This is a genomic window from Cnuella takakiae (assembly GCF_001953305.1).
In the GTDB taxonomy this organism is placed as follows: domain Bacteria; phylum Bacteroidota; class Bacteroidia; order Chitinophagales; family Chitinophagaceae; genus Flavisolibacter; species Flavisolibacter takakiae.
The window spans coordinates 2,218,044-2,232,081 of sequence record NZ_MTFE01000010.1; the positions used below are offsets into that span (position 1 = coordinate 2,218,044).

Annotated in this window: 8 protein-coding genes and 2 tRNA genes; 8 read left to right on the forward strand and 2 right to left on the reverse strand. The window is 52.5% G+C overall.

Features of this window, described 5'->3' with window-relative positions; genetic code table 11:
- Positions 1-123: 123 nt before the first annotated feature.
- Positions 124-555 carry a small multi-drug export protein gene (locus tag BUE76_RS09750; protein WP_143157275.1) on the reverse strand — a complete coding sequence of 144 codons (432 nt, stop codon included), beginning with the start codon at positions 553-555 and terminating at the stop codon, positions 124-126.
- A gap of 562 nt (positions 556-1,117) precedes the next feature.
- On the opposite strand from BUE76_RS09750, the gene BUE76_RS09755 reads away from it, so the two are divergent.
- From BUE76_RS09755 to BUE76_RS09795, 8 genes are all read left to right on the forward strand, one after another.
- Positions 1,118-1,187 (forward strand) — tRNA-Ser (locus tag BUE76_RS09755).
- 55 nt (positions 1,188-1,242) lie between these two features.
- On the forward strand, positions 1,243-2,448 hold the full coding sequence (locus BUE76_RS09760) for a sterol desaturase family protein (RefSeq protein WP_073042226.1): 1,206 nt from the start codon (positions 1,243-1,245) through the stop codon (positions 2,446-2,448).
- Between the two features lie 699 nt (positions 2,449-3,147).
- Entirely contained in the window at positions 3,148-6,207 is a 3,060-nt protein-coding gene (locus BUE76_RS09770) for a SusC/RagA family TonB-linked outer membrane protein (RefSeq protein ID WP_073042224.1), read from the forward strand.
- A gap of 19 nt (positions 6,208-6,226) precedes the next feature.
- Complete coding sequence (locus tag BUE76_RS09775; protein WP_073042222.1) at positions 6,227-7,558, forward strand: RagB/SusD family nutrient uptake outer membrane protein; 1,332 nt, start codon at positions 6,227-6,229, stop codon at positions 7,556-7,558.
- A gap of 130 nt (positions 7,559-7,688) precedes the next feature.
- Positions 7,689-10,337 carry a M14 family zinc carboxypeptidase gene (locus BUE76_RS09780; RefSeq protein WP_073042220.1) on the forward strand — a complete coding sequence of 883 codons (2,649 nt, stop codon included), beginning with the start codon at positions 7,689-7,691 and terminating at the stop codon, positions 10,335-10,337.
- Between the two features lie 115 nt (positions 10,338-10,452).
- The gene (locus BUE76_RS09785) at positions 10,453-11,421 is read left to right on the forward strand and encodes an ATP-grasp domain-containing protein (protein ID WP_083596459.1); all 969 of its coding nucleotides are present in this window, start codon (positions 10,453-10,455) and stop codon (positions 11,419-11,421) included.
- Between the two features lie 10 nt (positions 11,422-11,431).
- On the forward strand, positions 11,432-12,454 hold the full coding sequence (locus tag BUE76_RS09790; RefSeq protein ID WP_073042217.1) for an LLM class flavin-dependent oxidoreductase: 1,023 nt from the start codon (positions 11,432-11,434) through the stop codon (positions 12,452-12,454).
- Between the two features lie 109 nt (positions 12,455-12,563).
- Positions 12,564-13,799 (forward strand): peroxiredoxin family protein, encoded by a 1,236-nt coding sequence (locus BUE76_RS09795; protein ID WP_073042215.1) that lies wholly within the window; start codon positions 12,564-12,566, stop codon positions 13,797-13,799.
- 144 nt (positions 13,800-13,943) lie between these two features.
- Here BUE76_RS09795 and BUE76_RS09800 read toward each other — a convergent pair.
- Positions 13,944-14,014, reverse strand: a tRNA-Gln gene (locus tag BUE76_RS09800).
- Positions 14,015-14,038 lie beyond the last annotated feature (24 nt).

Below are 14,038 nucleotides of genomic sequence, written 5' to 3' on the forward strand. Positions count from 1 at the left end.
TGGTTAAAGGATAAGCAAAGGCAGTATCGTAATAGTTGTAATTCTTGGCTGGTACGCAAAAAATGGCCAGTAGCATCCGCACTTGACAGGTACCTGTTGCACCCAGCCACAGCGCCGCTATGCTCAAAACAACTGGAACCCGTAATATCCTACAAGGGTAAATACAACACAACGGGTAAGTACACCCAAACAGCACCACAGCACCAGCTTTTGTAAGGGTGCTTTAAAGCCCAATCCCACAGCGAGACTTGCCGGTGCGCCAACTGTTACTGTTCCCAAAAAGCCCAGGCCAATAATGCCATACTTTTCCCAGATGCGGTACACCAGGCCAGTTTTGGGTTTGGTGTTTTCTTTTTTGTTTTTACCAAAAAAGCGCCTGATGCGGTCGCCCAAAAAAGCAACAGCAAAAACACCGGCTAGTCCACCAACAAGGCTGGACAGAAATACCAACCAGGGGGAAAGTCCGAATGCAAACCCGGCAGGAATAGCCGCATAGATTTCGAAACTGGCAAGGGAAGCAACAGTAAGGAGTTCAATCAGTATGGTCGTCTTCATAACAAGTGCGGCGAAACTAGGCGTAAACCGTCTCTGCACTTTGTTAAACCTTGAGCTGGGTTTCGCTTCTTGCGCCACTTTTTTGCGGCGTATGGTAGCGTTGGGTGCAGTTTTGAAAACACCAAAAAAATTTATCACATAAAATTGCCGGAATGTAAATACTTCTATATTTGTCTACATAATTAGTAGACTAATCCTGTTAATCGCCGGCAGGATCACCTTTAACCACAAAAGAATTTACATGAACGCAAAATTTATCATGCTGCCAATGCAGCAGGCGATGCGTGTGCAATGGGTCCAACCGTTTGCCAGCCTTATTCTCCATTCAAGAGCATAATCATTTTAACCAGGACAGCATTCCTTTTTGTTGCGTAGCTATTGTTTACCGCAACAGTACAACGCTATGTTGCTGCAGGGAGAGCTATGTCCGTTTGGATCAAACACCCGCACCATGAAATCACCAACCCTTTTTATTTACCGCAATCACAGCTGGTGGGCACACCTGTTTCTTGCCGTGTACGACCTGCTGTTATTCCTGCGGAAGCACTAATGCTATTCATATAGCCACGTGGCCGAGTGGCAAGGCTGGGTATGCTGAACCTGTAACGACGGTTCGATTCCGTCCGTGGCGTCAAGCGTGGAGGCAAGTGCCTGCACCAAACCTTTATACACCCTATTGTATTGCATATGAACGAACGGTTATTGGCACTGGCCATTCCCTTGTTTTTATTTTTCATTTTATTGGAATATGCTGCTGCCCGTAGGCAAAAAAAGCAAACACACCAGTATGCCGAGTCCATTGCCAACCTTAATGTGGGCATTGCCGAAAGGGTAACGGATATGCTCACTACAGGTTCGTTTTATTTTTTGTTCGACTACCTGCACCGGCACTTTGCTGTATGGCATATTGAAGCCAATGTATGGACCTGGATACTGTTGTTCCTGGCTACTGATTTTGTATGGTACTGGTACCATCGTGCAGGCCACCGCATCAATATTTTCTGGAGCGTACATGTGGTACACCACCAGAGCGAAGATTTTAATTATACAGTATCTACCCGGATTACCATACTCCAGGCCGTAGCCCGTGCACTGTTCTGGTCGGTGCTGCCGCTGGTGGGTTTCCCGGCGCATATGATCGCGGTATTGCTCCTGGTGCATGGCGCCTATCCTTTCTTCACTCATACACAGGTAATAGGCAAACTGGGCTGGCTGGAATACATCATCGTCACGCCCTCGCACCACCGCGTGCACCACAGCAGCAATCCCGAATACCTGGACAAGAACTATGGCGATATGCTGATCATCTGGGATAAGCTGTTCGGCACTTTTGCTTTGGAAAAATCGGAACCCAGGTATGGGCTCACCACACCGCTGAACAGCTATAGTTTCCTGTGGCAACATTTTCATTTTATCCTTGAACTGGTCATCAGCTGGCGCAGGGCAGCAGGCTGGAAAGCAAAGCTCCGCGTGTTGTTTGGCAAACCGGATGACATTGATCCACGCATCCGGTTACTGCTGGAAAAGAAATTGTTGCGCAGAAAAGAACTACAGGTGCATAGCCCAACCCTGTTGCGTTTTGTGCTGGTGCAAACAGTTGCCACACTGGTACTGCTGTTTTGTACCATTTGGTTCCGTGAAAACCTGGCACCTTTCCAGGTAGGAGCGCTGGCTTTGCTGATGCTGCTCACCGTAGTGAATTCAGGTGCCATGCTCGAGCAAAGACAATGGGTATTTCACCTCGATTATTTGCGGCTGGTACTGGCAGGCCTGCTCTTTTACACTTACCTGCCTCATGTAATGGCAGCTTATATCATCATCCTGTTACTCTCCCTGGTGCTGGCAAAATACCAGTCGATGCAACGCTGGTATTGCAATGCCCTGTATGGATAAAATTCTTGTCACGTGGCCGAGTGGCGAGGCAGAGGCCGGCAAAGCCTTCAACGATGGTTCGAGTCCATCCGTGACTGCCAGATAATGAGCAACTGTTGGTTTTTGCGCCCTTTGTTTCTACAATGGGCATTTTTTTTTAAAGGATAAAAATTGTGCTTATTGATGTGGGCTTTTTTGCAGGACCATCAATAAGTATCGCAAAGTGCGCCAAGGTGGCGCAGAGCAACGCAAAGGTTATTCTTTGTGCTCTTTGCGTACCCTTCGTGTTCTTTGCGATACCCAAAAATATTTTAGCTCACTTGCAAGAATTATTTGGTGTATCAAAATGCCTGTAGTTAATTTGTCTACAAAGTTTGTAGACTAATTAGTTGCCCACTTGCTGTTAATCGCCGGCAGCAGGCAAACCTTCAAAAACAAACCAAATGAACACCCTTTACACATCAACCGCTATGGCGAGCACTTCTTTAATGACCCTGCGTGTCATGCGCTGCTGTTGCTGATTTTCTCAACCCCTTTAATTAAAAACTGCTGATAAGCTGTACCGGCATTACGCCCTTACGGTAATGTCCTGTAGTACCCGGCAACGCGGTACTAAACAGGATGCTTATGCGCAGTTTGTTTAACTGAATTCACTGGAAAAATGCCGGGGCGGACAACCTGTGTCCTTACCGTCCACCGGCTGCATACAAAACCAAGATCATGTATCATTTATCAAGTAGACTGCTGCTTTTTTCTTTGTTGTTGCTGTTGCAGGTCTTTGCTGTTGCGCAACAGAATGTAGGCTTGTCGGGCAAGGTGACCGATGCTGCAACCAAGCAGCCACTTGCCGGTGCCACCGTTCATATCAGGGGCACCACTCACCAGGTGGTTACCAATGCTGATGGGCAATTCTTTTTTCAAACGGGCCAGCGCCTTCCGGTGACCTACGACATCAGTTATGTAGGTTACCAGCCCATTCAATTAAGAGCCACAACCGCGCAGGTGGAAGTATCGCTGCAATCAAACAGCGGCCAGTTGGGTGATGTTATTGTAACGGGTTATAGCACCCAGAACCGCAAGTTCATTTCTGGCTCCATTGTGTCGGTGAGTGGCAATGCGCTCAAGGATATACCAGCTGCGGGTGTAAACCAACTGCTCCAGGGCAAGGCCACCGGCGTGCAGGTGATTGCCAACTCGGGTGTACCCGGTGGGGGTGTTACCTTCCGCATCCGCGGCAACAACTCCATTAATGCTTCGGTAGATCCCCTGTATATCGTGGATGGCGTATTTATCTCCAACACGGATCCCATTCAAACCGGCCTGGGTAACCAACAGCAATCCAATCCCATTGCCGATATCAACCCCGCTGATATCGAAAGCATACAGGTGCTGAAAGATGCCAATGCAACGGCCATCTATGGTTCGCTGGGTGCCAACGGCGTGGTGATCATTACCACCAAACGGGGCCGGCTGAATGCAAAGGCCAAGATCAGTTTTAATACCTACCAGGGCTGGTCGCAACCCATCAACAAGTTCAAGGTAACCACGGGCCCCCAAACGGCCCTGCTCACCAACGAGTCAAGGATCAACACCGCCATTGATAATGGCCTGCCGCCCGGAAGCGTGGTACTGCCTTTTCCCAACCCCGATACCCTGCCTACCTACGACCGCTTCAGTGGCCTGTTCCGCACGGCCCGCACCAGCAACTACGAGCTATCGGCGCAGGGTGGTACCGAAAACAGTACCTACTATGTGGGCCTCGGTTATTTCAAACAAGAGTCGGTGGTAAGACCATCGCAGTTTGAACGGTTGTCGGCGCGCCTCAACTACGACAACTATCTCACCCGCCAGTTGAAGGTGGGCACCAGTATCAACCTGGCCCGTACACAGCGCAATCTTAGTGGCAGCGACAACAACCCGCAGGGCGTGATCAACTCGGCACTCTTCCCAAGGTCTTACCTGCCTATTTTTAACCCGAATGGTACCTATGCCCGCTACGGCAGTTTCGACAATCACCTGGCCCTGATCGAAAACCTGAACAACGATGCCGTGGGCTGGCGCACCATCGGCAACCTGTACGCAGAGTATACCTTTTTACCCGGGCTGAAACTGAAAAGCAGTTGGAGCATCGACAATACCAGCGAGTACGAGAACAACTACAACAATACCCTCATCAGTGCAGGTATTGCCACCAATGGTTCGGCAGCTTCGTACGAAACCAAGAACCTGGTGCTTACCAACGAGCAGGTGCTGACTTATATCAAGTCGTTTGGCAAGGGCCGCAAGCACAACATCAATGCACTGGTGGGTAATACACTGAACACGGTGTTGTCGCAAAACACCACAGCTACCGGTTTCGGTTTTGCTTCCAACGACCTCACGGCTGTTTCGGTAGCGGCCACCCGGTCCGGTTCATCGTCTAGGGCAGAATCGAAGCTGGTATCCTTCTTTGGAAAGGCCAGCTACACCTTCGACAATAAGTATACGTTTGATGGCAGCCTCCGCGCCGATGCTTCCTCCAAGTTTGGCGTCAACAACCAGTGGGGCTATTTCCCTTCGGGTGGCGTAACCTGGCGTGCCAGCCAGGAGCCCTTTATCCAAAACCTCAACCTGTTTGATGAACTGAAGTTCCGTGCCAGTGCGGGCCTGTCGGGCAACCAGAACGGCATTGGATCCTATGCTGCACAAGGCCTTTGGGCCTCCGGCGCCAACTACCTCGAGCAGCCCGGCACTGCGCCTTCGCAACTGGCCAATCCCAACCTTACCTGGGAGAGCACCCGCCAGGTGGATGTGGGGGTGGAGTTTGCCGTGCTGAAGAACCGGCTGAACGTGGTGCTGGATTTTTACGACAAATACACCTACGACCTCCTGCTGAACGTGCCGGTGCCAAACCGATCCGGTTTTGCATCCTACCTCCAGAACTATGGCGCCGTGCGCAACAAGGGAACGGAGCTGGCCATCAATACGGTGAACGTGGAAACCAAAGATTTCCGCTGGACGACGGATTTCAATATTTCCTGGAACCGCAACCGCATTGAGAAGCTTGCGTCGGATATCGCGCAGGGTGCTTCGGGCCGCAATATTTCCATCCTGAAACAGGGCTACCCCGTGAACTCCTTCCAGCTGTACCGCCAGCTGTACGTGGATGCACAAACCGGCAATGCAGTGTATGAAGACGTAAACAAGGATGGCGGTATCACTTCCGCCGACCGGCAGATCGTGGGCAATGCCCTGCCCAACTACACCGGCGGGCTCACCAACAACCTTTCCTACAAGGGTTTTGACTTCAACTTCTTCTGGTACTTCCAGCAGGGCAACAAGATCATGAACATGAATGATTTCTTCCTGGTGCATGGCGGCACCCAGGCCAATATCGGTTTTGTGCCCCGCCAGTTGGAGCGCTGGCAAAAGCCCGGCGATGTAACGGATATCCCCAGGCTCACCACCTCAAGCCTCAACCCTTCGGTTAATGGCGGCCCTGCCAACAACTATGGCGGCAATGTGGCCAACCTGAGCTCAAGGTACCTGCGCGACGGTTCGTTCCTGCGGCTGAAAACGATCTCGCTGGGATACAACCTGCCCACAGGTGTGGTGCAGAAAGCCCGGTTCAGCTCGGCAAGGGTTTATGTACAGGCCACCAACCTGCTCACCTTTACCAACTACAACGGGCTGGACCCCGAGGTGAGCTCGCAGAGCAGCAACCAGAACACCGCCGGCTACGACTGGGCCACCGTACCCCAGCCTAAAACCATCCAGGCCGGTATCAATATCAGTTTCTAACGCCAACACATAACCGATCATGAAACATACCCTTTTCTATAGCCTTGCTTTGCTGGCCCTTTCGTTAAGCTCCTGCAAAAAATACCTGACCGAAACGCCCAATAATGCCCTGCCTACCGGCAATGCCATCATCGATGCCGGCACCTCGCGTGCTGCCATCAACGGGGCATACGATGCGGTGCAGAACTATTACGCTGCCAACTACCCAACCCTGGGCACCATCACCGCCGACAACGTGGTGTTCAACGGCACCCTGAGCCAGTACCTGCAGCTGGACCAGAACGCCATTCCTGCCGATAATGTAACCACCGTAGCGGCCTACCAGGGTATTTACCGCGCCATCAATTCGGCCAACAGCATCATTGCTGCTGTGCCAGGTGTGCAGGATCCCCTGCTGACGCAAGCAGAGAAAGACAAGATTCTGGGTGAAGCATATTTCATCCGTGCCCTCAGCTATTTCGACCTGGGCAGGGGCTGGGGCGGTGTGCAGATACAACTGAAGCCAACGGAAAATTTTGAAAGCCTCAAAGGCGTAAAACGCAGCACGCTGGAACAGACCTACGACCAGGTGCTGGCCGACCTGACCAGGGCGGAGCAACTGGTGCCCGAAGATGCCACCACCCGCAACCGGGTACAGAAAAGCGCGGTGCGTGCCCTGCGTGCCCGCCTGCACCTCTACCGCAAACAATGGGCGGACGCAGCCGCTTATGCCACACAGGTGATCGACAATCCGAAATTCAGCCTGGTGTTGCCGTACAAAACCTTTTTTACCGCGCCCTTCCTTTCGCCGGAGTCGGTACTGGAACTGACTTTTTCCGTAAACGACCGCAACAGCTTCTGGAACCTCTGGTATCCCAGCTCGTTGGGCGGGCAGTTTACACTGAAGCCTTCAGCAGGTATCGTGGAAAAATTGAACAACCCCAATATTGGCGGCACCCGCAATGCCCTGTTGGCGGGCAGCGGCGCATCGGTGTACGGCACTTTGTACAACACTTTTGCCACCAGTACCGATCCTGCCTACCTGATACGCATAGCCGAACTCTACCTAATCAGGGCTGAGGCCAGGGCACAACTAAACGACCTCGCTGGTGCCGTTGCCGACCTCAACAAGGTAAGGGCAAGGGCAGGCGTGCCGCTGCTGCCCGAAGCCGGTAAAGAAAACCTGCTGCTGGCCATCGAGGAAGAAAACAGCGTGGAGTTTGCCTTTGAAGGACACCGCTGGTTCGACCTGGTGCGCACCGGCAGGGCAGGCGCCGTACTGGGCCTCACCAATACCGATTACTGGCTTTTCCCCATTCCTTACCAGGATGTTTTGTCCGACCCGGATGTGACGCAGAATCCCGGATACTAAGAAGTAAAAAGTCAAAAGGCAAAAGTCAAAATGGAAGCGACTGGAATGGTGAAAGTTTTTGACTTTTTCCTTTTGCCTTTTGACTTGATGACAGCTAGAAATAAATAATTCCCCAAACACATACTGAACCATGAAACCAAGAAGATTTATACAAGCTACCCTGCAACTGGCGGCAGCATTGCTGCTAACCGGTAGTCAGCTGCTGGCACAGCAGGACTACTATTTTCCCAACAGCGGCTCTTTTGATCCCAAAGTGCCCACCCCCGAGCAGTTCCTGGGTTACCCCATCGGCTCGCATTATACGCGGCACGACGAGATCGTTGCCTATTTTAAAGAGCTGGCCCGAACCTCCAACCGGGTACATGTAGAGGTGATCGGCAAAACCTACGAGGAGCGCCCGCTGCTGATTGCCACCATCACTTTGCCTGAAAACTACAGCCGCCTGGAAAGCATCCGGCAGGAGCACATCACCCTTGCCGATCCCGCCAAGCCGGTGATCCCGGCAACGGCTCCCGTGGTGGTGCACCTGGGCTACAGTGTACACGGCAATGAAACCTCCAGCGGCGAAACAGGTCTTTTAACGGCCTATTACCTGGCTGCCAACCAAAGCGCCGAAACGCAGCAATGGCTGAAGGAAGCCGTGGTGTTCATCGACCCCTCGCAAAACCCCGATGGCCGCGACCGTGCCGCCAACTGGCACAACTCGTATAAATCATCTCCGCCTGTGGCCGACCCGCTGGATAAGGAGCACGTAGAGGCTTGGCCAGGCGGTAGAGCCAACCACTACCTCAATAACCTGAACCGCGACTGGCTGGCGCTTACCCAAACGGAGAGCCGCAGCCGCATCGAGTTCTTCCACAAGTGGTATCCCAACGTGCAGATCGATTTTCACGAGCAGGGTGCCAACTCTACCTATTATTTCGAACCCACACCCAAAAGGCACCAAAGCCCCATCATCCCGCAGTCGGTGTACGACTTCAACGCGGTGCTGGCAAAGTACCAGGCCAAGGCGCTGGACGATATCGGGTCGCTGTATTTTACCAAGGAGAACTATGATAACCTGTCGCCCATCTATGGCTCTACCTATCCAAAATTTTACGGCGGGGTAGGGGCCACGTTTGAGCAGGCCAGCTCAAGGGGCCTGGTGCAGGAAACCTCCAATGGCACGCTTACTTTTCCCTTCTCCATCCGCAACCACCTGGCTACCGGGCTGGCTACCATCCGCGGGGCGGTAGCAGAGAAGGAAGGTTTGTTCCGCCTGCAGAAAGCCTTTTTCCAATCTGCACTCGACCAGGCAAAGGCCGGCAGCACCAAGTGGTACCTGTTTGGCGACAGCCGCGACGAAAGCCTGACCCAGAACTTCCTGGATCTGCTGCTGAAGCATCGCGTACAGGTATATGAGCTGAACGATGCCGTAACTGCCGAAGGCAAACGTTTTGAAAAGGGCAAGGCCTATGTGGTGCCCGCTTTGCAGCCCAATTTTCGGATCGTGCACTCCCTGTTTGAAGAGATCAAACTTACCGACAGCATCTATTACGATAATACCGGCTGGTCGGTGATCCATGCTTACGGTTTGCTGTATGCGAAAATTGGCAGCCCTACTTTTGCCAAGGGCGATGCGGTAAAAAGCACCCGCCAGCTGGCTGGTTCGGTAGATGGCGGCAAGTCGGCCTATGCCTACCTGCTCAACTGGTCGGATTACAATGCATCGAAAGCGCTCTACCTGTTGCAGCAAAAGGGTGTACTGGTAAAAACTTCCTTCAAGCCCTTTACCGCCAATACGCCGCAGGGCAAACAGGCCTTTAGTTTTGGTACCCTGGTGATACCTGTAGCGGGTCAAGCCATACAGCCCGACTCGCTGTACCGCGCCCTGCAGCAAACCGCAGCAGCGGCCCAGGTGCGCATCACTTCTGCTGCCAGTGGCTTTAGTGCCGAAGGCATCGATCTGGGCAGCAATAATATCAAGGCCCTGCGCCAGCCGCAGATCGCACTGGCCTTTGGACAGGGCGTGAATTACGAGGAAGCGGGCCAGGTTTGGTTCCTGCTGAACCAGCACCTGGGACTGCCGGTAGTGAAGATTGACGTGAGCAATTTTGGACAGGCTTCGCTGAAAAAATACAATACCATCATCCTGGTAGGTGGTAACTACAACAGCTGGGAAAAACCGGTAACGGAAAAGATCAAGGGCTGGGTGGCCGACGGCGGTACGCTGATTACTTTCCAGAATGCATCGGCATGGGCCAGCAAGCAGGGCATCACTTCCGAGCAGGTATATGTTGATTCTACGCTCATCAACCGCACGGCGGGTGTGGTGCCCAGTGAGGCAGGTGCCGCAAAAGGCAGCAATGCCGCCGAGCGCCTCGATTATATCCGTCAGGAAGACGTGGAGGGCTCCAAGCGCATCAATGGCGCCATCTTCCTTACCGATGTGGATACTACCAACCCCATTGCCTTTGGCATCAACAGCCGCAAGCTGTTCATCAACAAAAACGGCAGCACACTGCTGGTGCCCAGCAAGAACAAATACGGCACTGTGGCCCAATACACCAGCAATGCCTTCATCAGTGGTTATGCACCCCGCCAAAACATCGGGAAGGTAAATAATTCGGCAGCCATCCTGACGGCTTCGGAAGGGCTGGGCAAGGTGGTGCTTTTTGCCGATGACCCTACCTACCGCAACTACTGGCTGGGTACCAACCGCCTCTTGCTGAACGCCATCTTTTTCTCCAACCTGATCTCCGGCGGCAGGCAGGCCATTGCTGCCGAAGCGGAAGAATAAACCCATGTGAATTTTAAGTGCCGGTGGTTTTGGGAAGTGTTTGTCTATTATTTTTGTAGACTAAATTTTACTGACCATGCCTCCGGCCTCAGGCCTTCTATAAAACCTTATGACAATGGCCCAACCTGTTGGAATTTTTTTCGAGCATCCCGAATGGTTCAAGAAATTGTTTGCCCGGCTTGATGAACGGGGTATCCCTTACGAAAAGCTGCATGCCGGTTTCCACCGTTTCAACCCGCTGGAAACAGAGCGCAAATACAGCCTGGTGTTCAACCGCATCAGCTCCTCGGCCTATACCCGTGGGCATGGGCAGGGCATCTTTTATTCCAAGGCATTTATTGCCTACATCGAACAGAACGGCGTTCCCGTGATCAATGGCTCGAAAGCAACGGAGATCGAAACCTCCAAGGCTTTGCAGCTGCTCTTGTTCCAGCGCCTTGGTCTTAAATTTCCCAAGAGCATCGTGGTGAACCATGCTTCGCAGATTTTGGATGCAGCGAAAGAACTGCAGTTTCCTATTGCCGTCAAGCCCAATATCGGCGGAGCGGGGGCAGGCATCATCCGGTTCAATACCCTGGCAAGCCTGGAAGAAGCGGTGGAGAGCGACAGCATCAGCCTGGGTATTGATGAAACTGCCCTGGTACAGGAGTTCATTCCTGCCCGTGGCGGCCATATCAACCGTGTGGAAACCCTCAATGGCAAGTTCCTCTATGCTATCAAAGTGTTTACTACCGGTGAAAGCTTTAACCTCTGTCCTGCCGAGATCTGCCAGGTGCCGCAGGCTCAGGAAGAAGCGCCGCAAGCCATCGGCGAGGTTTGTATGACCACAGCCGTAAAAAAAGGTCTGAAGGTGGAAGCATTCACACCGCCCACAGCCGTGATCGAAGCCGTAGAGCAAATTGTAAAAGAAGCCAATATCAATGTAGGTGGTATTGAATACATCGTGGACGACCGCAATGGTGATATCCTGTTCTACGATATCAATGCCCTGTCCAACTTTATTGCCGATGCCGAGCAGGTGATTGGCTTTGATCCCTTTGTAAACTTGGTAGATTATATCGAAACCCTGATCAAGAACCCTTAACAACAAACACATGAGATTTGGATACTGGCTGCCCGTATTTGGCGGGTGGCTGCGCAACGTGGACGACGAACAGATGGAAACCAGCTGGAGCTATGTAAAAAAGCTGGCCCAGCGGAGCGAGCAGATCGGGTTCGACCTGACCCTGATCGCTGAATTAATGCTGAATGATATCAAGGGCGAAAGCGCACCATCGCTGGATGCATGGTCTACCGCCGCTGCCCTTGCTGCGGTAACCGAAAGACTGGAACTGATGGTGGCGGTGCGCCCCACTTTTCACAACCCGGCCATCCTGGCCAAGCAGGCAGCCAATATCGCCAACATCAGCGGCGGCAGGCTTTCGCTGAACGTGGTGTCCTCGTGGTGGAAAGAAGAAGCCCTGAAATACGGCATCCAGTACGAGCAGCACGACGACCGCTATGCCCGCATGAGCGAGTGGGTAAAGATCGTTACCTCCATGTGGGAAGAAGACGGCTTTTCCTTCGAAGGCAAGTACTACAGTGTTCAGGATACCATCCTCCAACCCAAGCCCCTGGTGAAGCCGCCCATTTATGCCGGTGGCGAATCGGAAGCGGGCAAAAACCTTATTGCCCAGGTATGCGATGGCTATGTGATGCATGGCGATAGTCCTGCAGTAATTGGCGCCCGCATTGCCGATGTAAAGACCCGCCGCGAAAAGCTTGGACTGCCACCCATGACCTATGGTGTTGCGGCCTACTCCGTGGTGCGGAATACGGAAGCCGAGGTGAAGAAAGAGATCGAACGCATTACCAATGTGCAGGCATCTGCAGCTGGATACAACAACTACCAGCAATGGCTGAACGGTACCCAGTTGGAGAAGCGCGTGTCGCTGGAAGATTATTCCGTTTCCAACCGCGGCCTGCGTACCGGCCTGGCCGGCACACCCGAGCAGATCGCTGAAAAGATCTACCAGTTTGAAAAAGCAGGGGTCGATTTCTTTTTGCTCCAGTGCAGCCCGCAGCTTGAGGAGATGGAGCGTTTTGCCGAAGCAGTGATTGCGCCACAGCTAGCTTAAGTGGAGGAAGTGAGGTCAAAAGGCAAAAGTTAAAATAGGTATTTGCTCAACCGGTTACCCTTTTGCCTTTCTATTTCCTCCTGCTATTTTCCTTACCCTAAATCTTTCTATGCGTTCAATTGCTACTTTTTTATTCCTGCTTTTACTTGCTTCCGGCAATACAGTTGCTGCGCAAAAAACGCTGCGCAACGGTGTTTACCGTGCACTGCTGGCCCGTCCCGATGGCCGCGATGTGGTGTTCAATTTCCAGGTAAAGGACAGTGCCGGCGCCAAGGTGCTGTATGTGGCCAATGCGGGTGAGCGCCTGCTGGTGGATAGCATCCGCGTCCAGGGCGATTCGGTATGGATACAGATGCCTTTCTTCGATTCTTATTTCAAGGCAGCCATCCAGCCCAACGGCAATTTGCAGGGGGTGTGGAACAAGCGCTTTGCCGACCGTGAGCAGACGATGCCTTTCGCGGCCCTGTTTGGCGCCAAACAAAGATTTGTTGCGGCAGCAAAACCCAAATACAATATCACCGGCCGCTGGGATGTAAGCTTTGGTGCCGACCCGGCTGATGCGGAAAAGGCAGTTGGAGAGTTTGTACAAAAGGGCTCCCTGCTCACAGGTACCTTTCTCACACCCACCGGCGATTACCGGTACCTCGAAGGCATCGTGAGTGGCGACAGCCTGCTGCTCTCCGGTTTTGACGGAGGCCATGCCTTCCAGTTTGCCGCACGCATTGCCAACAACAGCACCATCAGCGAGGGCAGGTTTTACAACGGCACGGCAAAAGCTTCGCCCTGGCAGGGCCGGAAAGATCCAAAAGTGGAGCTGCCCAGCGGTTATGAGGAAACAAAAATGCGCGACGGCGAATCCAAACTGAACTTCCGCTTTTTGAGCACCGATGGAAAGTGGGTATCGATCAACGATGACCGGTACCGGAACAAAGTCGTGGTGGTGCAGATACTGGGTTCCTGGTGCCCCAACTGTATGGATGAAACAGGATTTTTGAGCGAGTACTATAACAGGAACAAGGACCGTGGCTTTGAGGTGATCGGGTTGGCTTATGAACGCACCACCGATTTTGAACGCTCAAAAGTGGCGCTGGAACGTTTCCGCAAACGCTTTGGTGTTACCTATCCTTTCCTGGTAACAGGTGCCACCGTGTCCGACCCGCAGCGCAGTGAAAAGACCCTGCCGCAACTGGCAGGCATCAAGGCTTTTCCTACCTCTATTTTCATTGACAAAAAAGGCGTGGTTCGGAAAATACACAGCGGTTTCAGCGGACCGGGTACAGGTGTGCATTATGAAAAGTTCCGGAAGGAATTTGGGGAAACGATCGATGCCTTGCTGGCGGAATGACGGTTGCAGTTTGCCTGAGCGATACAGAATATTAAAAAAGGAGGCGAGTGCCTCCTTTTTTAATATTCTGTATCTAGATCTTCCATCTCTTCGAAAGATGGAAGATCTAATAAAAAAAGCCACCCGGAAGAGTGGCTTTTTTCGTTGAGTTACTAGGATTCGAACCTAGACAGACAGAACCAAAATCTGTAGTGCTACCGTTACACCATAACTCAATCCGTACTCAATCGTTATTCGGT

Coding starts and splice junctions, on each gene's coding strand:
- BUE76_RS09785 (WP_083596459.1), top strand. CDS start 10,453: ATGGCCCAACCTGTTGGAATTTTTTTCGAGCATCCCGAATGGTTCAAG.
- BUE76_RS09750 (WP_143157275.1), bottom strand. CDS start 555: ATGAAGACGACCATACTGATTGAACTCCTTACTGTTGCTTCCCTTGCC.
- BUE76_RS09790 (WP_073042217.1), top strand. CDS start 11,432: ATGAGATTTGGATACTGGCTGCCCGTATTTGGCGGGTGGCTGCGCAAC.
- BUE76_RS09780 (WP_073042220.1), top strand. CDS start 7,689: ATGAAACCAAGAAGATTTATACAAGCTACCCTGCAACTGGCGGCAGCA.
- BUE76_RS09795 (WP_073042215.1), top strand. CDS start 12,564: ATGCGTTCAATTGCTACTTTTTTATTCCTGCTTTTACTTGCTTCCGGC.
- BUE76_RS09770 (WP_073042224.1), top strand. CDS start 3,148: ATGTATCATTTATCAAGTAGACTGCTGCTTTTTTCTTTGTTGTTGCTG.
- BUE76_RS09760 (WP_073042226.1), top strand. CDS start 1,243: ATGAACGAACGGTTATTGGCACTGGCCATTCCCTTGTTTTTATTTTTC.
- BUE76_RS09775 (WP_073042222.1), top strand. CDS start 6,227: ATGAAACATACCCTTTTCTATAGCCTTGCTTTGCTGGCCCTTTCGTTA.